Annotated in this window: 22 protein-coding genes; 12 read left to right on the plus strand and 10 right to left on the minus strand. The window is 32.1% G+C overall.

Features of this window, described 5'->3' with window-relative positions; all coding sequences use genetic code 11:
- The first annotated feature begins 39 nt into the window (after positions 1 to 39).
- The 9 genes from ACJJVO_RS06410 (at position 40) to ACJJVO_RS06450 (ending at position 7,091) form a co-directional block, all read left to right on the plus strand.
- A complete protein-coding gene (locus tag ACJJVO_RS06410; RefSeq protein WP_405571886.1) occupies positions 40 to 708 on the plus strand; it encodes a hypothetical protein in 669 nt (222 codons plus the stop codon).
- Positions 709 to 887: 179 nt separating this feature from the next.
- Positions 888 to 1,340, plus strand: coding sequence for a hypothetical protein (locus ACJJVO_RS06415; protein WP_405571889.1), 453 nt, complete (start codon positions 888 to 890; stop codon positions 1,338 to 1,340).
- A 292-nt stretch (positions 1,341 to 1,632) separates the two neighbouring features.
- Positions 1,633 to 2,145 (plus strand): DUF6933 domain-containing protein, encoded by a 513-nt coding sequence (locus tag ACJJVO_RS06420; protein ID WP_405571891.1) that lies wholly within the window; start codon positions 1,633 to 1,635, stop codon positions 2,143 to 2,145.
- A gap of 396 nt (positions 2,146 to 2,541) precedes the next feature.
- A complete protein-coding gene (locus ACJJVO_RS06425; RefSeq protein ID WP_405571893.1) occupies positions 2,542 to 3,285 on the plus strand; it encodes a hypothetical protein in 744 nt (247 codons plus the stop codon).
- A gap of 196 nt (positions 3,286 to 3,481) precedes the next feature.
- Positions 3,482 to 4,717, plus strand: a complete 1,236-nt coding sequence (locus ACJJVO_RS06430) for an ATP-binding cassette domain-containing protein (RefSeq protein ID WP_405571895.1) — start codon at positions 3,482 to 3,484, stop codon at positions 4,715 to 4,717.
- 102 nt (positions 4,718 to 4,819) lie between these two features.
- Entirely contained in the window at positions 4,820 to 5,362 is a 543-nt protein-coding gene (locus ACJJVO_RS06435) for a hypothetical protein (RefSeq protein ID WP_405571898.1), read from the plus strand.
- A 70-nt stretch (positions 5,363 to 5,432) separates the two neighbouring features.
- Entirely contained in the window at positions 5,433 to 5,990 is a 558-nt protein-coding gene (locus ACJJVO_RS06440; protein ID WP_405571901.1) for a hypothetical protein, read from the plus strand.
- Between the two features lie 59 nt (positions 5,991 to 6,049).
- Positions 6,050 to 6,538 carry a hypothetical protein gene (locus ACJJVO_RS06445; RefSeq protein WP_405571903.1) on the plus strand — a complete coding sequence of 163 codons (489 nt, stop codon included), beginning with the start codon at positions 6,050 to 6,052 and terminating at the stop codon, positions 6,536 to 6,538.
- A gap of 34 nt (positions 6,539 to 6,572) precedes the next feature.
- Positions 6,573 to 7,091, plus strand: coding sequence for a hypothetical protein (locus ACJJVO_RS06450; protein WP_405571906.1), 519 nt, complete (start codon positions 6,573 to 6,575; stop codon positions 7,089 to 7,091).
- A gap of 338 nt (positions 7,092 to 7,429) precedes the next feature.
- On the opposite strand, the gene ACJJVO_RS06455 is transcribed toward ACJJVO_RS06450, so the two are convergent.
- Positions 7,430 to 7,900, minus strand: coding sequence for an ankyrin repeat domain-containing protein (locus ACJJVO_RS06455; RefSeq protein WP_405571908.1), 471 nt, complete (start codon positions 7,898 to 7,900; stop codon positions 7,430 to 7,432).
- Positions 7,901 to 7,977: 77 nt separating this feature from the next.
- On the minus strand, positions 7,978 to 10,191 hold the full coding sequence (katG, locus tag ACJJVO_RS06460) for a catalase/peroxidase HPI (protein WP_405571910.1): 2,214 nt from the start codon (positions 10,189 to 10,191) through the stop codon (positions 7,978 to 7,980).
- A 211-nt stretch (positions 10,192 to 10,402) separates the two neighbouring features.
- Between katG and ACJJVO_RS06465 the strand changes: the two genes are divergently transcribed.
- A complete protein-coding gene (locus ACJJVO_RS06465) occupies positions 10,403 to 10,645 on the plus strand; it encodes a putative signal transducing protein (RefSeq protein WP_405571913.1) in 243 nt (80 codons plus the stop codon).
- A 273-nt stretch (positions 10,646 to 10,918) separates the two neighbouring features.
- Here ACJJVO_RS06465 and guaB read toward each other — a convergent pair whose 3' ends face one another.
- From guaB to ACJJVO_RS06495, 6 genes are all read right to left on the minus strand, one after another.
- Positions 10,919 to 12,391, minus strand: coding sequence for an IMP dehydrogenase (guaB, locus tag ACJJVO_RS06470; RefSeq protein WP_405572694.1), 1,473 nt, complete (start codon positions 12,389 to 12,391; stop codon positions 10,919 to 10,921).
- 143 nt (positions 12,392 to 12,534) lie between these two features.
- Positions 12,535 to 12,888, minus strand: a complete 354-nt coding sequence (locus ACJJVO_RS06475; RefSeq protein ID WP_405571914.1) for a DUF6686 family protein — start codon at positions 12,886 to 12,888, stop codon at positions 12,535 to 12,537.
- Between the two features lie 12 nt (positions 12,889 to 12,900).
- Positions 12,901 to 15,099 (minus strand): PepSY domain-containing protein, encoded by a 2,199-nt coding sequence (locus ACJJVO_RS06480; RefSeq protein ID WP_405571916.1) that lies wholly within the window; start codon positions 15,097 to 15,099, stop codon positions 12,901 to 12,903.
- A gap of 10 nt (positions 15,100 to 15,109) precedes the next feature.
- Entirely contained in the window at positions 15,110 to 15,595 is a 486-nt protein-coding gene (locus ACJJVO_RS06485) for a DUF2271 domain-containing protein (RefSeq protein ID WP_405571918.1), read from the minus strand.
- 13 nt (positions 15,596 to 15,608) lie between these two features.
- Positions 15,609 to 17,087: an ankyrin repeat domain-containing protein gene (locus tag ACJJVO_RS06490; protein WP_405571920.1), complete on the minus strand. Its 1,479-nt coding sequence runs from the start codon at positions 17,085 to 17,087 to the stop codon at positions 15,609 to 15,611.
- Position 17,088: 1 nt separating this feature from the next.
- Complete coding sequence (locus ACJJVO_RS06495) at positions 17,089 to 17,994, minus strand: DUF6607 family protein (RefSeq protein WP_405571921.1); 906 nt, start codon at positions 17,992 to 17,994, stop codon at positions 17,089 to 17,091.
- 103 nt (positions 17,995 to 18,097) lie between these two features.
- On the opposite strand from ACJJVO_RS06495, the gene ACJJVO_RS06500 reads away from it, so the two are divergent.
- Together ACJJVO_RS06500 and ACJJVO_RS06505 are read left to right on the plus strand one after the other, a co-directional pair.
- On the plus strand, positions 18,098 to 20,236 hold the full coding sequence (locus ACJJVO_RS06500; RefSeq protein ID WP_405571923.1) for a TonB-dependent receptor plug domain-containing protein: 2,139 nt from the start codon (positions 18,098 to 18,100) through the stop codon (positions 20,234 to 20,236).
- Positions 20,237 to 20,248: 12 nt separating this feature from the next.
- The gene (locus ACJJVO_RS06505) at positions 20,249 to 21,346 is read left to right on the plus strand and encodes an HmuY family protein (RefSeq protein WP_405571926.1); all 1,098 of its coding nucleotides are present in this window, start codon (positions 20,249 to 20,251) and stop codon (positions 21,344 to 21,346) included.
- A 94-nt stretch (positions 21,347 to 21,440) separates the two neighbouring features.
- Here the strand turns inward: ACJJVO_RS06505 and ACJJVO_RS06510 are convergent, their stop codons facing one another.
- Both ACJJVO_RS06510 and ACJJVO_RS06515 read right to left on the minus strand, forming a co-directional pair.
- A complete protein-coding gene (locus ACJJVO_RS06510; protein WP_405571928.1) occupies positions 21,441 to 21,947 on the minus strand; it encodes a hypothetical protein in 507 nt (168 codons plus the stop codon).
- On the minus strand, positions 21,947 to 22,468 hold the full coding sequence (locus tag ACJJVO_RS06515) for an FMN-binding protein (protein WP_405571931.1): 522 nt from the start codon (positions 22,466 to 22,468) through the stop codon (positions 21,947 to 21,949). The genes ACJJVO_RS06510 and ACJJVO_RS06515 overlap by 1 nt, the downstream gene beginning before the upstream one ends.
- Between the last annotated feature and the right edge of the window lie 21 nt (positions 22,469 to 22,489).

Genomic DNA, 22,489 nt, shown 5'->3' on the forward strand with positions numbered 1-22,489 from the left:
AATCGGCTACTTTTCATATACTAACCGTTGTACAACATTATGGGAATACTCTCAAGCATTTTCGGAAATAACAAAAAATCACCTTTCAAAAAGACTGTTAGTTTTGAAAGAAAAGAATCTGAATTTGAAATTAATATTGGAGATGAAGTAAAAATTTGGAACAAACCGAATACAAAGCAACTTAATTTATATGCAAAAGGTTCTGCTGGAGGAAATGGACTTGTTGGAACTAAATTAGATTCTACTATAAGTTATCACCTGAACAACACAGAAAATCTATTCATAGAAAATAAAATTGTTGGATTGACAAAAAACTCGATTGACTTATTTGTCAAAATGTACGCTGATAAAAAAGCAGTTCAAGAAACTCAACAGAATTATAAAACTGAATGGATTGAAAAACTGAACAAAAAATATAATCCAAAATCAAGTTGGGAACTTCGCTTTTTCTCTGAAAATAAAATAGGAAAAAATGATTTTCTAATTCAAACTATCGATAAAAGTCAAATTGAAGAATATTATCAAAAAGACGACCAAACAATTTGGCTGACTGATAAAAATGGAAATAAAATTTCAGCGGAAAACAGGGTTCGTTCTGGTGGAACTGAAAAGGCTTTAAGAGCAGTTTTCTCTGGACACGAACTCGAAGTTTTCGAATTTAAAAAAGACCATTTTTGGTATTATATTGAAATCGGAATAAAAAAATAATGTTGTACAACAATGTGTATAATTCATTGCTAGTTATAGCCTACTTACGAAAGTCCTCGCAGACTTTCTATCTGTGATTTATTTGCTAACTTTAGTGCTTAAAGCACATAACTAACTATAGATAAATACGTTGGTAAACATTATTCCGAGTTCAATTACTTAAAGCAACACATAAAATTATGGAGGCAGAAAAATATGATTTAATACTCAAGCATATGTTGCCTAGTCATGGTACTAATAAGACTTTTACACAAAATAAATTTAAAAGAGATTTGTTCAAAGATTTGACTACGATAGAAATTATTTCTTTAATTCGTGAAATGGAATTGGCGAACCCAAATGTCTGTAATTTCAGATGGCGTGGAAAAAATGAACCTATTTTATTTGCTAATGAATTTACTAAAGTATTTTTAGAGCAAGGTGGATTTTCAAAGATAGATAATGATTTGAAAAAAGTCGAAAAAAAAGCCATTTACAAAGAGGATTTAGAATTGAGGAAACTAAAAGCTGATTTAGAACTAGTTAACAATAAATTAGAAGATTATGGCACAACCAAAGCTATTGCATACATTAGTGGAATTATAGGATTAGTTCTAACATTTCTAAAAATAATGGAATTGACAAAATCTTAAATATAAATATGTCTTGCAAGTTTTTACAGATTCATTAATACTATTTTTTTGATTTTTAATATGCGTTTTATTCCTGCAATCTAAATATCTTGCCATCGAAAATAGTTGTTAGCCAAAATCCGTAGTAGTCAACACCGTATAAAATTAATGGCTAGTCCTCGCCTACTTTCAAGCATTCCTGCGAAATATTCTATCTTTGATTTATTTAATAAATTAAGTGCTTTACCACGCAACAACCAAGCGCAGCGAACAGACAAAGCAAACCACATACAACAATGTTACATACAAGCTGATGACAGAAATATTTACAACAAAAAAACTAGAAAATTTAATAAAAAAAAGAATTGAAAATAGAACTCTGAATGTTGAAAATATTTTTGGCAAATGGAATGCTTCTGTATTATATATTGCAAGAAAAAAATGTTTGATTTTTGTTAATTCTAAAAGTTTCTATTCTGTTATAATTCCAAGGTTTTCAACGACTGAACTAGATAAAATTCATTTATTGTTCCTTGAAAATTTTTACGCACAATTAGATTTTGAAAAAATTAAGACTGATGCAGAATTTCTTGTTGATAATGTTGGAGAGTTGAAATTCTACTCAACTGATAACGATAAAAAAATGACAGGAATCATCAATTATAATATTTCAAAGATAGACTACCTTAAATATGACTATGATGTTTTTAATGCTTCTGTGATTAGAGAATTAACAGAGAAATTGAATTTGACACCTTTTAAACAGTTGAATTGGCACCTACCGAAACAAGTAATGAGTGAAATAATAGAAAAAGCTAGTGTGTAACACGGTATATAATTTATTGCTAGTTCTAGCCTACTTAGGCATGTCCACACAGATGTTCTATTCGGTTTTTATTTGCTAAATTTAATACTTAAAACAAGCATCACCGAAGTTCAGTGAACAAGCCTGCAATACATCATAGTTCAAATTAGACCAAAGCATAAAACTTATAGTATTAAAAAATAGATTTATTGACTTATGTCAAATAATCTTATTTTAGACAACATTAGTTTTGCCTGTGGAATAATAAAAACCAAAATAATACTTACAAAACTAGATACATTGAAATCACATAATTGTAGCCTCTTATATCAATATATCACATGAAACATTAAGCAGAATCAAATCTAAAATTTGACAATAAAATAAAAAACACAATACATCTAAAAGTTATAACATATGAAATACGCAGTATTACTCGGATTATTCTTATTACAATTCACTGGTTATTCACAATCGCTTGATGAAAAATCGAGTTCTGAAAATGCTAATGACAAGTTGTTACTAACCATCTTTCTTAAACATGATCAAAGTATGACTTTGAATGAGATTGAAAAGATAAGAACGGATCAAGGTTTTTACGAAAACCTCCCTCCAGAAAGTGTGTCTGTAGTGAATTGGTTTGTGGTTATGGGACTTGGTCAAGTGGTGGTGTTAGAACTTCCTGCTTCAAAATTATCTGCTGTAAATTTAGCCATTGAGAGAACCGCATGGAAGGCTTTTACAACAGAAATGTATGCAACTTACAATTTGTATCCTATCATAGAACACAAATTGAAAAATAAGTCAAAAGTGACGCTAGATGCAAAACCCAGTTCTGAAAAAGAGGATGACAAGTTGTTATTAACCGTCGTTCTTAAACATGATCAAAGTATGACTTTAAATGAGATTGAAAAAATAAGAACAGATCAAGGCTTTTATGAAAATCTCCCTCCAGAAGGGACTTCTGTAGTCAATTGGTTTGTGGTTATGGGACTTGGTCAAGTGGTGGTGTTAGAACTTCCTGCTTCAAAATTATCTGCTGTAAATTTGGCGATTGAGAGAACGGCATGGAAGGCTTTTACAACAGAAATTTATCCAACGTACAACCTATACCCTATCATAGAAAATAAATTAAAGAATAAGTCAAAGGTAGAATACTAGAATTTTAGTGACCATTAACGATCAAAAAAATAAAATCATTGAATAAACAACAACACGCCATAAATGAAATCGAGAAAACCATCAATAATTTGCTCGCAACCGTTGGTGCCTTTGAGACAGCGTTAAAGAACAGTAGCTATTCACGTAAATTAGGATTGGGAACAACTCAAATATTGAAACACTTCTAACTAGAACAATGAAACCATCACATCAGCATTATGCCATTGAAGACACAACGCGTTCACCACAAGAGCATTGGTTATCGCACTTACTTAATGGTTCCTATAAATTACCAGGATTAGAAGGCAAAAAAGGGGTTTTGTTTTCAAATACCACTTTAGAAAAATACATTCAAGAGGAAGAAAAACACGATAATTTTGAGTTAACATCAGGAAAAAACAGAAGCCTTAGAACATTATCTACTGGTGAGCAGAAGAAAGCATTACTGGCTTATTTACTGCAACAAAAACCAGATTTTATAGTCTTAAATAATCCTTATGAAACCTTAGACAAATCGTCTGTGTCTGCATTAAAACAACAATTAATAGCGTTGTCTAATGACATGCCTATCGTGTTTATTTTTAACAGACAAGATGATGTATTACCTGTAATGACGCATGCCATTACATTTGAAAAAGCGGAGCTTAAAGCTGTGGTACCCATTGCAGACTATCATTTTAAAAAAAGGGAGTTTGTTTTTAATAAAGACATTCCGCCTGCAATCACAACCTACTCTAATATTCCAGAAGTGCTTGTAGAACTTAAGAATATACAGGTAAGCTATGAGGACCGTTCCATTCTAAAAGGTATCAACTGGACCATCAAAAAAAAGGAATTCTGGCATTTAATAGGTCCTAATGGCTCTGGTAAAACCACATTGCTTTCTATGATTTATGGAAACAATAGCAAGGGTTATGGCCAAGAAATATATCTCTTTGGTAATAAAAAAGGCAGTGGTGAGAGTGTTTGGGATATCAAACAAAAGATTGGGTTTATTAGTCCTGCAATGTTAGAATTATTTAAACGAAACTATACCGTAGAGCAAATGATTATTTCAGGCTTTTTTGATAGTATTGGACTTTACCAAACACCATCTACGGCACAAAAACATACGGCAGCACAGTGGATGGACGTCTTAAATCTAAGTCAAGAAAAAAACACCGCTTTTCTTAAATTATCACCAGCTGCTCAACGCTTAATATTAATAGCAAGAGCGATGATTAAGCATCCACCTTTATTAATCTTAGATGAACCCTTAATTAATGTCAATGATGAAGGTACAGCGCTTATTTCTGCATTAATCAATAAAATCGCAAAAGAAAGTGAGACCAGTATTTTGTTTGTTTCGCATCGTGATGAGCCTAATATCCATCCAGATTTCACCTATGCCCTTCACCCATCGCCTAAGGGTTCTGTAGGCATACGGAAATAGCAGATAGCACGCTTTTGAATTGCTAGTTGGTTATGCTTGGATGAATTCGGTTTTTATTTGCTAAATTAGGTGTTTAACCAAGCACTTTGCAACACATGAGAAATGAACGACTACTTAAAAATTAGAACACAAGACGGATTAGTATATTTTGATAAGTTTGAGAAAAAAAAGCTCACCTATTTTAAAAATGAGCATGGCAATATTGTATTAAACATTTATCTCTCAGCTGATTCTGAAGAGCGCACTGAAAGTGAATATAAGGCACTAGAGAAATCATTAAATGAAACATTACATCCTGAAGTAGATGAATGTTGGCTAGAACTTAGGCTTTTCTACACCGATTTAAAGGCATTAGAAGAATTAAATAACACTATTATTACTATTGAAAAAGGCTACGAGATTAACATAGAAAAAGATTCTGCAGCACATTACGGCATTTGGAGGCCTCGTGAACTTTACAATAATGACATTAGGTTTGAAATAAAAGAAGGTCAGTTTAAGCTCATGTGGAAAGCCACTTCGGATGATGTTAACTATTACAACGCCATGGCAAAGGATTGCAATATGGAATTAGAATGTGATTTAGATATCTTAGGATTTAACACCGAAGCTGAATATTGGCAATATGAAAGAGAGCAACTCTAAATAGCGTTTTAAACGCGTTTAGAATGATACAGTAAAACGCGACCAACAATTACACATAATTTAAAGAAACATGGTGATAAAGAATTTAGAAGACTTACATCGGTTCATTTTTAACGAATGGAAACTACCTTTTTGTAAATTGGATAGTATTGATGCCATCTCTAAATCGCATCCTATAGTATTGAATTACGCAAAGACATTTGGTTCTTCAATTCCTAAAACAAACCGCCAAGACCATTTAGAAATAACAAAAAACGCAACCAATCCTGAATTAACTAATGTCATTGCAGAAAACTCTGGCAATTGGAATATTGCGGTGCATAATAAAACTGGTGATCTATATACCAATGAACAATGGATATATACGGAAAGTGATATCTCTGATTACAGAAAGTTAAACTTTGGAATCGAGGAATGTTTAATAAGTTTTAGTTTACAAGAAATCTATTTCGCATTTTGTGAACATAATATAAAAGTAGAATCCGAATTAAATCTCAAACCCATTTGGATAGGCAAAAGATTTAGCACCAATGAAAAGACACACAGTTTTTTATATGATGTAAAACTTAAAGCTCTAAAATTTCAACATAGCGAAAACAATTTTGAGAACATCGCTTTCATTAAATAAATAGGTTTTTATTTACTAAATTAGGAGTTTAACCTCTCAACAAAAAAAACAAGACCATTGTGAACCATATAAAACAAACGACATTCTTACTTTTTACTTTATTATTAATCGGACTTACTACGAGTGCCCAGGAATTGACTTGTAAGGATTTTAAAATTGGTACGTTTTACATCCCAGCAAGTGACGAAATGCAGAAATATACCATGACGTCAAAAGACAGTGTAAGTGTAATAACTACAGAAAGAGATCTTAATATTAATCGATATGTTGTAATTAGAGAAAACAATAATCAAATAGAATGGAAGAATGGAATTGGTAATGGAGAGCCTACTTATGCAATTATTGAATGGATTGATGATTGTACTTACAGATTAACCCACGACGCTTCTAAAGGTGAATTAGACGAAAATATTAAATGGATTAATGAAAATAATGGTATTGTGATATCAAAAACCAAAATTGAAGGAAAATGTATGTCTTATAAAGCTACGATGACAACAAATGATGGACAACAAATAGCACAAGACGGCATAATTTGTTTAGAATAAATAGTATCTATTACACAATATTTAAAGTATTACTATGGATCCCGAAATTGAGCTGAAACGAATTTGTAATAAAAACAATGGTGATTTTGAGAGTAAGGATTTCAAGGTTGCCGGAGAAGCAGGTTCATTTGTACACATTTCTAAATATAAGTTGCAAATGGTGTATAAAAATTTCATCATTTCAATAATATATGATTTTGGAAATTCAGATACAGCTAAATTCCAAATGCAATCCATAAGTAAGGACAATAGCCCTGAATTTAAAATAGATACAATTGACCACTTTACTAAACTTGTACTGTTTAAGAAACGTAATTGGAAGGTTACAGCTTCAGATCATAAATTGAAGCAAAACATTGATATTTTAATGCGTAGATTCAAATTAAACAACCTTATTGAAAACACCGCTTTTCAAATTAAAACGGTTGGTAAGCAAAACAAAGACAACTATACCATTGACACTGTATTCTCATTAAAATATGAACAGCATACTGAAAGTGCAGAATCCATTATAAATTTTCATAAAAGTATAATTGACCTTATAGTAAAATAAGATTGTAACTAAAACTACACATTAAGTTTTTACTTAAATCTAAAATATTTATGCAATCTCTTGTTTTTCAAAAACAACTGCTTTAAGTCAATTCACTTAAAGAATTAAATAATCATCATTTTTAAACAAAAAGTATCCATTTTGAAATAATCGGAAAGTCAAGGTTTTCGCGATAATAAGCAATTAATTAGTTATGATACAATGGTATTTGACGCCTCAAAATTTCAAATAGAATTAATGAAATAAACACAACCAATTGAACCTAAAAAAACTGAGTGTAAAAAAAGCCTTAACAAGCTAATTTTAAACTCAGTTCTTAATTTTAGTATTGTGTTCTACTAGCTTAAAAGTGCAATAAGCTCAGTAAACTGCTTGTCTTTTGCATAGTCTAAAGCCGTTTTACCGTTATTATCTTTAATGCTTGTATCTGCTTTATAGTCTAAAAGCAATTTTACAATATCAATTTTATTGTATTGCGTAGCAAACGTTAATGCCGTTATGCCACTATTATTTACGGCATTAAGATCTGCGCCTTTTTCTAATAACGTTGTTGCAATGGCCACACTGCCTTTATAGCTTACACCAATTAAAGCCGTATTACCTGAAGCATCTTTGGCATTGATATCTGCATTATGATCTATAAGTAATTGCGTTGCCACTTCATTATCAAAATAGGTTGCTAAAATGAGTGGAGTAAATCCACGAGCATCTTTTTCGCTTATTAATTTAGGATTTATATTTATTAAGGCTTCTAGTCTGTCTTTATCACCAGAACGAATGGCCTCGAAAAACACATCGATATCTTTCATCTTCTTTATTTTTTTAAAAGAAAGAGGAATGAGTTTTTAATCCCACTCCTCCTTATGTTTCTTCTTAATTCATTTAATTATTTTAAATCAAAACGATCTAACTGCATTACTTTAGTCCAAGCAGCAACAAAGTCTCTAACAAATTTTTCTTTATTATCATCTTGTGCATAAAACTCAGCATATGCTCTAAGTATAGAGTTAGAACCAAATACTAAATCTATTCTTGTTGCTGTCCATTTTACAGCTCCTGTTTTACGATCGCAAATGTTGTAAATACCATTAGATGGTTTCCATGTATTTGCCATATCCGTTAAGTTTACAAAAAAGTCATTTGTTAAAGCTCCTACTCGGTCTGTAAATACACCATGTGCTGTATCTGCATAGTTAGTACCAATAACACGCATACCACCAACTAAAGCCGTCATTTCTGGTGCTGTTAAGCCCATTAATTGCGTACGATCTAGCATTATTTCTTCTGGACTAACGATATAATCTTTTTTCAACCAGTTACGGTAACCATCTGCTAAAGGTTCTAGGTACTCAAACGATTCTACATCTGTCATCTCTAAAGTAGCATCTCCACGTCCTGGTGCAAATGGTACTTCAATATCTAAACCTGCATTTTCAATGGCTTTTTCAATACCTACATTACCAGCTAATACAATGGTATCTGCAATACTTACACCAAATTCTTTAGCAATAGGTTCTAAAACAGACAATACTTTAGATAAACGTTCTGGCTCATTACCTTGCCAATCTTTTTGTGGTGCTAAACGAATACGTGCTCCGTTGGCTCCTCCTCTATAATCAGATCCTCTAAAGGTTCTGGCACTATCCCAAGCTGTAGCAACTAGTTCTGAGATGCTTAATCCTGAATTTGCTATCTTGTCTTTTACACTAGCAACATCATAATCTTTAGTACCTTGTGGCACTGGATCTTGCCAAATCAATTCTTCTTGTGGTGCATCTGGTCCATAATAACGGTCTTTAGGTCCCATGTCACGGTGTGTTAACTTAAACCAAGCTCTTGCAAAAGCATCAGAGAAACCATCAAAATCGTTCATAAATTTTAATGAAATTTCTTTGTAGATTGGATCAACTTTCATCGCCATATCTGCATCAGTCATCATAGGATTATGCTTTGTTGTTAAATCCTCAACATCAACTGGCATATCTTCTTCCTTAATACTTACAGGTTCCCATTGCCAAGCTCCAGCCGGACTTTGACGTGGTTCCCACTCATGATTAAATAACATTTCAAAGAAACCATTATCCCATTTTGTAGGGTGTGTTGTCCAAGCACCTTCTAAACCACTTGTTACTGTATAACGTCCTTTGCCTGATTTGGTAGGATTACTCCAACCTAAACCTTGTTCTTCTACAGGTGCAGCTTCTGGTTCTGGACCTAAGATTTCAGCATTTCCGTTTCCGTGTGTTTTCCCAACAGTATGTCCACCTGCAGTTAAAGCCACAGTTTCTTCATCATTCATAGCCATACGCTTAAACGTTTCGCGTACTTGAGCAGCTGTTTTCATTGGATCTTGCTTACCGTTTACTCCTTCTGGATTCACGTAAATTAATCCCATTTGTACGGCAGCCAATGGATTTTCCATGGTTGCAGGATTGGCAACATCATCATAACGTTCGTCACTTGGTGCTAGCCATTCTTTTTCTGCTCCCCAATATGTATCCTTTTCTGGTCCCCAAATATCTTCACGTCCAAAAGCAAAACCAAAAGTTTTTAAGCCCATACTTTCATAAGCAATAGTACCAGCTAAAATGATTAAATCTGCCCAACTCACTTTGCTACCATATTTTTTCTTTACAGGCCATAGTAAACGTCTCGCTTTATCTAAGCTTACGTTATCTGGCCATGAATTTAATGGTGCAAAACGTTGGTTTCCGGTACCACCTCCACCTCTACCATCAGCAATTCTATAAGAACCAGCAGCATGCCAAGCCATACGGATCATTAAACCTCCATAATGCCCCCAATCCGCAGGCCACCATTCTTGACTATCGGTCATTAACTTATTCAAATCGGCTTTTAAAGCGGCTACATCTAACTTTTTTAATTCCTCTTTATAATCAAAACGCTCACCTAGTGGGTTTGTTTTAACATCCTGTTGGTGTAAAATATCAAGATTTAATGCATTTGGCCACCAGTCCATAACTGATTTATCTGAAGCTGTATTAGCTCCATGCATAAATGGACATTTACCAATATTTGAATCATTAACATCTGATAAAGCGGCTCCATCAGATCCGTGTGGGTTTTTGCTGTGTTCCATTATTATATATTTTTAGGATTTTATTTTTTATAAATTTATTAAATATTGAGCTGTCAGTGAGACGATTTAATCTTTTTAACTTATGTTTTAATAGCCAAAAACTATGAGTAATTAAAAAAGCATAGGTTAAGTATATTGTTTTGTTTTGTTTATAAATAGGATTTATCGTTAATATTTCGTAACTTTTCTAAGACAATTAATACATATAGTTATGAGCACTACAGAATATACAAAAGTTTATTACGGTAACTTTATATTAGTTACACGAGTTAAAGAAGAATTGGAACATGTTGGAATTATTCCTATTATTAAAGATGAAGGAGAATCGCAACGTTTAGCTGGTTATGCATCAATGAATCAAGGATTTCAAGAACTTTATGTGCATAATGATGAATTAGATAAAGCTATGGTTATTATAAATAGAGTGAAAGCTGAGATGGATGCTGCTTCATAATAGCGCGCTAACTGATTTATAAAATGGTAGATACTAACCGTCAATAAGTGTTATTTTTTAAAAACAAAAGAAGTTAGGAAAATGGTACCTGTGCATTATTATCCTTTAAAAAAGAGTCGAATAATTATTATCTTTTGACTTAAATATCATTTTGTACTCTAAAAACTAACTATTATAAAGTTTTAAACTATTTTAGAATAACTCTTATTAAAAAAAGAAACAGCATCGTAATGATGCTGTTTGTAATATATATTCTACCTAAGTAGTAATAATTTATCTCGAATAATTTGGTGCTTCCTTAGTAATAGTAACATCATGTGGGTGACTTTCGTTAATACCAGAACTCGTAATTTTCACAAAACGTCCTGTTTCTTTTAAAGTCTCGATATTCTTAGCACCACAATAACCCATACCTGCTCTTAGACCACCAATAAATTGGTGAATACTTTCTTCTAATTCTCCTTTATAAGGTACACGACCTACAATTCCTTCTGGCACTAATTTTTTAATATCATCTTCAACATCTTGAAAATAGCGATCTTTACTACCTTGTTTCATAGCTTCTACAGAACCCATTCCACGGTAAGATTTAAATTTTCTTCCTTCATAGATTATGGTTTCTCCAGGACTTTCTTTTGTACCTGCTAAAAGAGATCCTAACATTACAGTGTCTGCTCCAGCTGCAATTGCTTTTGGAATATCACCTGTATAACGAATACCTCCATCTGCAATTACCGGAACTCCAGTACCTTTAATAGCCGCAGCAACTTCTAATACTGCAGAAAATTGAGGAAAACCAACTCCTGCTACTACTCTAGTTGTACAAATTGAACCTGGACCAATACCTACTTTAACCGCATCTGCTCCAGCTTCTACTAAATATTTTGCGGCTTCACCAGTAGCGATGTTACCAACAATGACCTCTAATTTTGGAAATTTCTTTTTAATCTCTTTTAAAACTAAAACCACACCTTTAGTATGACCATGAGCAGTATCTATAATCACCGCATCAACACCAGCTTTTACTAAAGCCGAAGCGCGTTCTACAGCATCTCCTGTGACTCCAATAGCCGCTGCTACACGTAAACGACCGAAAGAATCTTTATTGGCATTTGGCTTTTGTGTCACCTTAGTGATATCTCTAAACGTAATAAGACCTTTTAGTTTATAACTATCATCAACGATTAATAATTTTTCAATTTTATTTTGTTGAAGAATTTTTTCAGCATCTTTTAAAGACGTCCCAACAGCTGCAGTGACTAAATTTTCTTTAGTCATTACCTCAATAATTGGCTTTTTGCTTTCGTGCTCAAAACGTAAATCTCTATTGGTAACGATGCCTTTTAAAATTCCATTATCATCAACAATTGGAATACCACCAATACTGTGTTCTGCCATATTTGACTTCGCATCAAAAACAGTAGCTGTTAATGGTAACGTCACAGGATCGATAATCATACCGCTTTCAGCACGCTTTACACGTCGCACTTTATCTGCTTGCTGCTCAATCGTCATGTTTTTATGCAACACGCCAATGCCACCTTCTTGGGCCATAGCAATCGCCATTTTACTTTCGGTAACCGTATCCATTGCTGCGGAAATCACAGGAATGTTAATGGTAATGTTTCTTGTAAATTTTGTTTGAATATTAACTTCGCGAGGAAGAACTTCAGAGAATGCTGGAACTAAGAGTACGTCATCGTAAGTAAGACCTTCTCCAACAATTTTATTTTCGTGTGCTGTCATGGCAATTAAGATATAATTGCGCACAAAGGTAAGGATTTAATATCAACCAAGAAGTCTTATATGAGGTTTTGAAGATTAATTTATTGTTAAATACAAATATTCGTATAGTTAGCTCCAAAATTATATCAAAAATTGAAATATTATTAGTTAAGAATTAGAGTATAGTCTAAATCTTCTAATGAAATATAATTTTCAAAAACACAACCTCTATTACAAAAAAGCGCTTTAAGTTCTAAAATTTCTTGTTTATTAAACATTAAAACCAAATTCTCTTGAATAGAAGGAATAGGAATTTTTCGTTTCACTCTAGCATCTGCATAGAATTCCTCCCAATAATCTTCTTCTATCTCCATTAAATAATTTTTAAAGCGATGGTATTGGTGCTTCGTAAATTCGAAATAAATATTGTTAAACTCCAAATGATAAATATGACATTCTTTACATAATGATAATTCACCATGACTAACTTTTGATAAAACTTTTATATTATGACACATATGTTCTGTTTATTAATAACAATCCATTCTTATTTGTTCGTTATTTTTAAACGTACTTAATGGTTTGTTAAGTTGTTCTGTGGTAATTTTATTTAAGATTTCCAAAACGCGATTTTGCATGGCCACAGAACCACAAATCATCACGACTCCATTAGAATTTAAAACACGAGTTATCAACTCTTGATGTTCTGTAATTAAATCTTGAACGTAAATTTTAGTTTTCTGCTCTTGTGAATACGCAACATGAAAACAAGACAAGGTCTTCTTACTAAATGCAGAATCTATAATATTCTCGTAAATACCTAAGGAATCTTGCGTACGTCCTCCCCAAAATAAGTGGGTTTTAATTATATTATGGTTCTCATTAATCATTCCCAAAAACGGTGCAATACCTGTTCCGTTAGCTATCATCACCACTTCTTTTGCATCTGTTGGAAAATGAAAATCTAAATTTCGTGTGATTTTTGCCTTTACAATCTCGTTGATTTTTAAGTTGTTAAAATAATTAGAGCAGACGCCAAATTTGTGCTTTTTAATGCTCAATATGATATCGTTATCAATTTTACCAATGGAATATTGGCGCTCAATAAAATCGGCTTCTGGGTATAACGACAATAAATCACCAGATTTAAATTTGATCTTTTTATGTGATCGCAATTGGACTAAAAACGAATCATCCGAATTAGGTTCCGTTTTATTAATGACTTTAAATTCATTTATTTTTTTTAAATTGATTTGAGGTTTTTGAAATTTAATTTTTAAATCGTGATTAGTAAGATCATTCCATAGCTTAATCCAAGTTTTATAAGCCTCAAACGATTGGTTATTAATTTTGAAAAGCGGAAGATGTTCTACAAAATGGTCTTGCTTTTTCAATAACTCATCTACTTCTATGGCATATTTACAATAATCCGCATACATTAATGACCCAAAACCAATAACAGAATACTGAATGTTTTGATTTTGCGTCACTTTTTGAAGTAACTTTTCAAAATTTGAAGCACTTGTTGGCGCTTCACCTTCTCCATAAGTAGATGTAAATATTGTTAAATACTTGGCTTTTTTATATGTTGAATACTCATTTAAAGCCGCAATAAAAACAGAATGTCCTGAAACCACTAAAGCCTCATAAAATTGCTTGGCAGAATTGAAAGTGTTTCCTGTTTCTGAACCAACTAATATGATATATTCAGCATTGTCTTTTTTAAATTTGTTCTTAATTTTTGTTGTTTCTTTTCTTCGTTTTAAAGTCATAGAAAAACCAGAATACATAAAAAATAAAATAGCTAAACTCGCTAGCAACAATACTACCGACCATATAATAGTCCCTTGACCTGTATGCAGAATTAAGCTCCAATTAGAAGCTAATGCTACAAGTGATGTGTTTTGATCACTGACAATATCTCCTGTATATTGATTGACTAGAATTTCTTTATCAATTAATTTAATGGTGAAATAATCTTCAATATCATCAGAAAATGGAAATTCCACATACTTTACATCTGCAAGTGGTATATTTTGGAATGTTTGAAAATCTATAATGTTTAATTTGTTTTCAACCTCAGCTTGCTCAGGATAGTTGTGTGAGATTTTAGAATCTGGAAGTGCATCAAATTTTTCAAGCGATAGAAACACACCTGAAAGTGTAATAATTACAATAGGAATCAACATATATCGCCCAATATCGACATGGTAATACTGATCAAAATTTTCCCTAACCACTTTAGAAAAGAAACGTTTGATACCACCTTGACGCTTCAGTATTAATTTAATTCCTGTTATTGAAATCAGAAATAATAAAAAGGATACCACACCAGTTAAAACACGACCTGTTGTTTTTAAGAAAAGCGAACGATGAAGGTTAGTTGCAAATTCATAAATTGGTGCTTTCTTAATAATATCACCTAATTTTTCACCTGTAATGGGATTGATATAAATGGTTTCACTCTTTCCTTCTTTGGTAATGACTGACGCAATTACAAAATCATTAGTATCAAGTTCTAATGTAAAGACCTCATCATACTCTTGTTGTAAAACACTTAAGGTTTTGGCAAGAGAAGTGGCGTTTGCTCCAGAAACAGCATACGGTTGCAACTGATTTGTAATAGGTTCAATCGCCAAAATAGCACCTGTTACAGATGCTATTAAAATGAACAAAGAAGACATAACAGCCAAGACTAAATGACTGTATCTCCATATGGAAATGGTCATAGTGTCTGTTTTATTGAGGCATCATACGGATGTAACGGATAAAACCTATGCCTTCAACCTTAGATTTTATGGTTTCTGAAGTCAATTCAAATTCCACATCACTTTCAAAATAATCTTGATCTTCAACAGCAGTTTCAAATCTTAACTTATAACCTTTATCTAATATGTTGTTATCAATTTCAATGACATTAATTGTGCGCGCTCCTCCACTCACTGTGGCTCCTGTAATGGCATCAATATCGTTACGTCTTTTGCCGTAAAAATCCCACCAAGACTCTATTGTATTGTACCATTCATCATCGTCACCAATAACGTTTAAGGTTTCTACGTAGTCGCCTTCTGGATTCAATAATGAAACAACAATATAGGCTCCTTCACCTGTATAATTAGTCATTTGAATCATGCATTTGTACTTTGTAGATTCCACAGGATTAGTAAATGATACTAAACTAAAAATTGCAACACATAATAATGCTATTGTACGTATGTTCTTCATATTCAAAATTATATTATTTTAAAAATTCAATTGAAATATTATTCTTTTTTAGCAACTCATTTTCTTGTGCTAAATCATAAGCAGATTCTTCAAAATCAGTAACCAATTCTTTCTTTGCTCCATGTTCTATAAGAAACTTAAGAATAGCATCGTCTGTCGCTTTTAAGGCTGCTAAATGCAATGCTGTATTTCCTTCGCTGTTTTTTGTATTAATATCTTGATGCATCTCTAATGCTAATTTTAATAAATCAATACTATTTTTTTCTACCGCTAAATGAAACCATGTATTTCCATTTTTTTGAAGCTTAGTGAGATCTACTTTATTAGTTTTAAGTAATTCCATCTTTTGAGAAAAGGCTTCTTTACGTCTCGTTGAATAAGAATCAATTAAATAATAAACTAAATTGTTCCCTTCATTATCTATTATATCAGTTTTAGAACCTTTATCGATGAAGAATTCTACAACATCTGACGAATTTCCGCCCACTGCGAGCGTCAATGCTGACTGGCCATTATTGTTAGTTTCCTCATAATTTTTTAAATTATCAGCCAAAAGCTTAACAGTTTCTATACTATTGTTTGAAGCCGCATACATTAACGCATTATTTCCTTTAAGATCTTTGGCACTCACTTTTAAACCTTTATCTAGTAAGAATTTAATTACATCTAAATCTTTGCTTTTAGCTGCTAAAATATGAAGTGGTGAAACTCCTTCTTCATTAGTTACATTAGGATTTAAACCCACACTTTCTAAATAGTTATAGACTTCAATACCATTTGTTGTACCTCTTGCACCATTTGCTGCAAATATAAACACCTCATCTGTTCCTTTAATTCCTCTTTTTAGTAAAGCATTTAAAGATTCTATTTGTCCTTTTTTAGCCACATAATTAAAGATTCCGTTACCCTGATTATCTACACTATTAATATCTAATCCTTTAGACTGAAAGTATGTGACCAGTTTAAAATCTGGATCATTTGGAGCAGCTAACAATAGAGCGTTGGCGCCATCTGGATTTAGGTCTTTCTGTAAGTCTAATCCGTATTTAATAACAAGATCATATACTTTGGTGTTTTGCTGACCAGAACCTGCAGCAAAATTAATTATAGAATTCCCTTTATCATCTGTTATATTTGTTTTAGCACCATTCTCTAAAAGGTATTGCACCAATTCATCATTACCCTTATAAGCTGCCCAAAACGCGTAAGTTCTGCCATCATGCGTTAATTTATTGACATCGTTTCCTTTTTGAGAAATAAGATAGATTATGGTTTCTATTGGAATTTCTTGCAATATTGCATACACTACTCCATCAAAATTATTGCCATTGGCTTCTGCAGGATTATTGCCTTCTTTTATTTTAGTTTCTACAATTTTTACCGTTGGTTTAGTATTCCAAAACTCACGGTTTAAGAATACATTGTGCTGCGCAAATCCTTGTAAAGACAACGCAACACTAATAATAACTAAAAATGATTTTAAATTTTGCATATTACTTTTTTACAAATGATTCAATGGTAGTATTAATCTCTTTTTGCTTTACAACGGCATCATCAAATAAAAATTTATAAAGCGGCTTATTATCTACTTTAGTTTCTAACAATAAATCTTTATCTCTACCGTAAACCTTATCCCATTTATTTCTTACTAAAGCCCATTTATCTTGGTTTGCTTTCCACCAATCAATAGTTGCTTGGCATCTGCTATCTTCTACTTTTACATACGTATTGTAACCTTTTTCTTTGGCTAACACCACATCTTCTTTTCCTGCTTCTCTAATAATCTTAGCGTTGTCTTGGTCGTGTAACCAACCATATTTTGTAATCTCTTGACGGTTACCTCTAAGCGTTACATTGTAATCGCTACGCTTTGTATATTCTCGTCGTGGTAATGGTGCTGTTGTTGTATTCTCCCAATAGTTTTTTCCATCTACGTGTATCCAAGTTCCAGATCCTTCATAACGTGGACTATCATCTACTTGATATACTTTTTGTGTCCATTGTCCTTCTACATCTTCTTTAGATTTGTTTTCAAAAAGCCATTCGTTATCTCCATTATACATGTAAAAATCAGTATTTTCAAATAACCAATCTTGTCTCCAATGCTTCACAATCATCGGTTGATCTGGTCTCCCTACCTGCAATAAATGTTGAATTGAAATTTTATCATCTTCATCTACAATGGCAACCGCGTATTCTAAACCTTTATCGACTTTAGTTTCTGAAGGTCTATAAAGTGAATCATTGCTATAGTTAAACGTCTCACTAAAATTGAACGTTACTTCAAAGCAACCACACATCTTTTTAATAGCTTCTTGGTCTTTTGACTTCTTATTTTGTGCATTACTGTGTAAAGTAAAGGCTAATACAATGACTAAAATTGGCACTACTCTTTTCATTTTTAAATGTTTGCTATTTGATTAGAAAAAAAAATTAAAAAACCTTATTCTTATTTAGAATGAATTAAAATAAGATTATATATTTGCGACAAATTTATATAGAATGAGTCTAAATAAAAATAAAAAAGTCATTTATTTTTTTCTTTTTTTCTTATCATGGTCCTTTGCTCAAAAAAGCGAAACAGCAGTTGATAGTACTAAGACTGAATCCTTAGATGAAGTTGTTATAACTGGCCAATACAATCCAAGATCCATTAAAAAATCTGTTCATAACGTCATAGTAATTAATAGAAAACAGATAGAACAAGTAGCAGCTAATAACCTTGCAGATTTATTAAATTTTAACCTAAACTTAAATATTATTCCAAATGCGCAAACAGGACGCTCTACAATATCTTTCTTTGGATTAGACTCACAATACTTCAATATTTTAACAGATAATATCCCTTTAGTGAGTGATAATGGTTTGGGTAACAACATAGATTTAACTCAAATAAACCTCGATGATATAGAACGTATTGAAATCGTTGAAGGCGCTATGGGAGTTGAATATGGTGCCAACGCAGTTTCGGGAGTAATAAACATTATCACTAAAAAATCTATTGATAACCAATGGCGCATACAAGCCTATTTACAAGAAGAAACAGTGAGCGATGAATATGCCTGGTTTGATGAAGGAAGACACATACAATCCATAAGTGTAGCTCATAACATCAATGAGAAATGGATGGGAAGAATTGGATTTAACAGAAATGATTTTGCCGGATTTTTTAATAATCGTCAAGGTGAAGATTATTATCAAAATGATGGTTTAAGAGGTTATGAATGGCTTCCTAAACAACAACTAAACACTAATGCATTAGTCAATTATAAAGGGAATAATTTTAGACTACTCTATAAGTTTGAATATTTTAATGAAGTACTAAATTATTATGATGCTTCAGTTAGACCGAATATAGACACTGAAAATCAAACGAGTAATCCTTCTGCAACGGATAGAATTTTCACAACAAATCGTTTTGTAAATAATTTGAATATTGATGGAAATTTAAAGTCTGGTGCTAACTATAACTTTGCGCTTTCTTATCAGCAACAAGAGCGCGATTTAAATGAGTTTAATTATTTTATTTTAAGCCAAGACCGTAGCAATGAAACAGACGAAACATATCAATCTAGTAAAGCCTTATTCTCTAAAGGTACTATTGGTAATTTAGTACAAAATGATTTCTATAACTTTCAATTAGGTTACGAAGCACGTAATATAGAAGGTTTCGATACACAAGCTACAGGAAATATTACCCAACAAGACAAAACAAATACACAAACCAACGTGGCTTTTTTTGGTTCCTCTGAATTTAATTTTACTAATAAATTCTCTCTAAGACCTGGAATTAGATACGAATACAATTCTCTTTTTAAATCAAAAGCAATGGCTTCATTAAGTTCTCGTTATTTAATGAATAATGGTTTTGAACTAAGAGCAAATATTGGCACGTCTTACCGAGTTCCAAATTTTGAAGAATTATATTACTATTTTGTAGATTCTAACCACGATGTTCAAGGTAATGAAAACCTTAAACCAGAAAATGGGTTTTCAGCCTTTGTTAATCTAAAAAAGAGAAATTCATTTAATGGACTTTCAATGGTTAATAATTTAAAATTAACCTATGTCGATGTCTCTGATAGAATAGATCTCGCTATCATTAATACTTCTCCATTACAGTATCAATTTATAAATATCGATAAGTTTAAACTATGGAGTTTATCTTTAGAAAACACATTTAAGACTGATAATTTATCCTTTAATTTAGGAGCAACTCTACAGGGTATATCTAGAATTAACAGTAATGAAGTTAATGGTAATGATGATTTTCTTTACAACTTTCAAGTAAACACAAGTGCTTCGTATTATGTAGCACCATTAAAAACATCTGTAACGCTTTTATTAAAATATAATGGAGCTTTAGAAGACTATACCATCTCTGGGTCAGACACCAACGGTAATTATACATTTTCAAAATCAAAAACTGATGCTTATAGTTGGTTAGATGCTTCTATTAGAAAGTCGTTTTTAGACAAAAAAATAGACGTAACACTTGGTGGAAGAAACCTGTTAGACATCACTAATGTTAATGTAAGTAATGGGAATAATGGTGGCACACATTCTGTAGATAACAGTTCCCTCTTACTTGGATACGGAAGATCTTTTTATTTAAAATTATTATATAACCTAAATTTTTAAACACTAAATATTATGACAAATAAATTTTTAAAATTAGCCTTATGTTTATTCGCAGTAGCGTTTTCAAACTGTAGTAGCGACGATGATGTATCTGGTCCTATTACAATAATAATTGAAGGTGCTGCTATTGCGCCTGAAGTTGGAGGTCCAAATCAACAAAATCAAGTATATATTGATTTAAGTACAAATACAACTACAGGTGTTCAGCGCGATTCGTGGGACTTAGGGTTTTACTCTGGTTCAGACTTTAGAGTAGCCATCAACGGTTCCATAGAAATGGCAGCTGCAGAATTATCAGTAACGGATATTGATGCTGTAAATTCAACAACCCAAGAAGTAATTGACTTACAACCTATCGCTAAAGTTGGTATTTTTAATACTGCAAATTTAGCTTTTGTTGATGCTTTTGATGGTAACATTAGTGGTACTGCCATTAGTGAAATATCAATTACTGATTCTGAGAATAAAGTATATTTAATTAATCTTGGTAGCGAAGTAGGAACCGAAACACCTGCAACTGGTTCTGTTGATTTAAAAGGTGAAGAAAGAGGTTGGAAAAAAATCCGAGTATTAAGAAACGGTAATGATTACACCATTCAATATGCCGACTTGGACGCCACTACACACGAAGAAATCACAATCTCTAAAGAAAGCAATTATAACTTTACATTCTTTAGCTTTAATACAGAGAGCATTGTTAACGTTGAGCCAGCATCTTCAAGTTGGGATTTAAACTTTACAACCTTTACCGATGAAGTTTTCGCCGGACCTGATAGTTACGGTGCGTATTTCTATGGAGATTTTGTAGCTTCAAATAACTTAGCTAACGTAGATGTTTATATGATAGATACTGAAGAAAACACGGAACTATCTTATGACAATTTCACGATAAATAATGTTGCTGTGTCTAATTTTTCTAATGATCAAAGAAGTGTAGGAAGCAGTTGGAGAAATGGTGGTGGACCAGGTTCATTACCTTCTCTTAAAGATAACGTCTTTTATATAATTAATGATACAGATGGTAATCTTTACAAATTGAAATTCTTAGCCTTAACAAATGCGGAAGGAGAACGTGGTCATCCTGAATTTGTATATAGTTTATTACAGTAAACTTTTAAAATAGATAAAAAAAGCCTTCATTTTTCAATGAAGGCTTTTTTATATTATCATGTAAAAATCTAAATGATTACCCTGATAATTAATTCTATAATTGTTTATAATGTGCTGGTGATTTTACTAATTGTTTCAGAATTATAAAAACAGCAAGTGTATAAGACAATGTCATTAATAAACCAGAAAACATAACTACATACTTTACCCAAAGCATGCCTTTCCACAAAAGAAAAAGTCCGCCAAAGGTTAAAATTACAGAAATAAAAGGTTCTACTAATAAGAAGGTTTTTAACTTAGAATTAAGTCTTGTTGTCACCAAAATTAAACCCATTAGAAAGAAAATAATTGACATAGATAAAATATGTCCATGGACTAAAGTGAGCATTTCTTGTTCACTTTTTTTAAACCTCATTACATCAGCTTCTTCATCATCTTCGTTTCCTAAGTATTGTTCTTCTATTCCATTAGGATTTGCTGAAGATGTTTCACCTACAAACAAAAGTCCGGTGTAAAAACCAACACTTAATACAATGACAAAAGCTGCAATAAGCAGCTTTAATTCCTTCGGAAATGTTTCAATGAGGCCATTTACTATCATTATATGAGATCTTTATCACTTAATATTTTTAAGGATTGCATTAAGTCATCCATAGCATTTGTCATAGATCTTACTGAAATAGTTGCTCCAGAAATGGCATCGATATTATCACCATATCTAAACGCATCATCCTTAGTTTTACCAATAAACTGTTTTAACCAACGTTTGCTTCCTATTTCTCCACCGTAATCTTCGCGATAAATTAAAACTTTGGTTTTAACAATGATTAAATTAGGATCTAATAGCACCAAATAATCAAACTGATCTGTTTTACTTGGTGCTTTAGACACGTATGCATAACCTAAAAATTTAGTATCTTTTTTAATTTCGAAAAAATTATCAGCACCAAACTTTGAAGGTAATTCTTTTGCAACATTTGATTCTATTATTTTAGCATCGAAAGAATATGATTCTACTGAATACGTTTTCTTTATTTCAGAATCTACTTTCTTTTGAATGTTTTTAGGTAACCCAAAAGCAAGAATAGATATTACTAAAATGATAATGCTACTTAATTTCATATTGCAATAGTATTAAATTGT

This window comes from Winogradskyella sp. Asnod2-B02-A (assembly GCF_045063645.1).
GTDB lineage: Bacteria > Bacteroidota > Bacteroidia > Flavobacteriales > Flavobacteriaceae > Winogradskyella.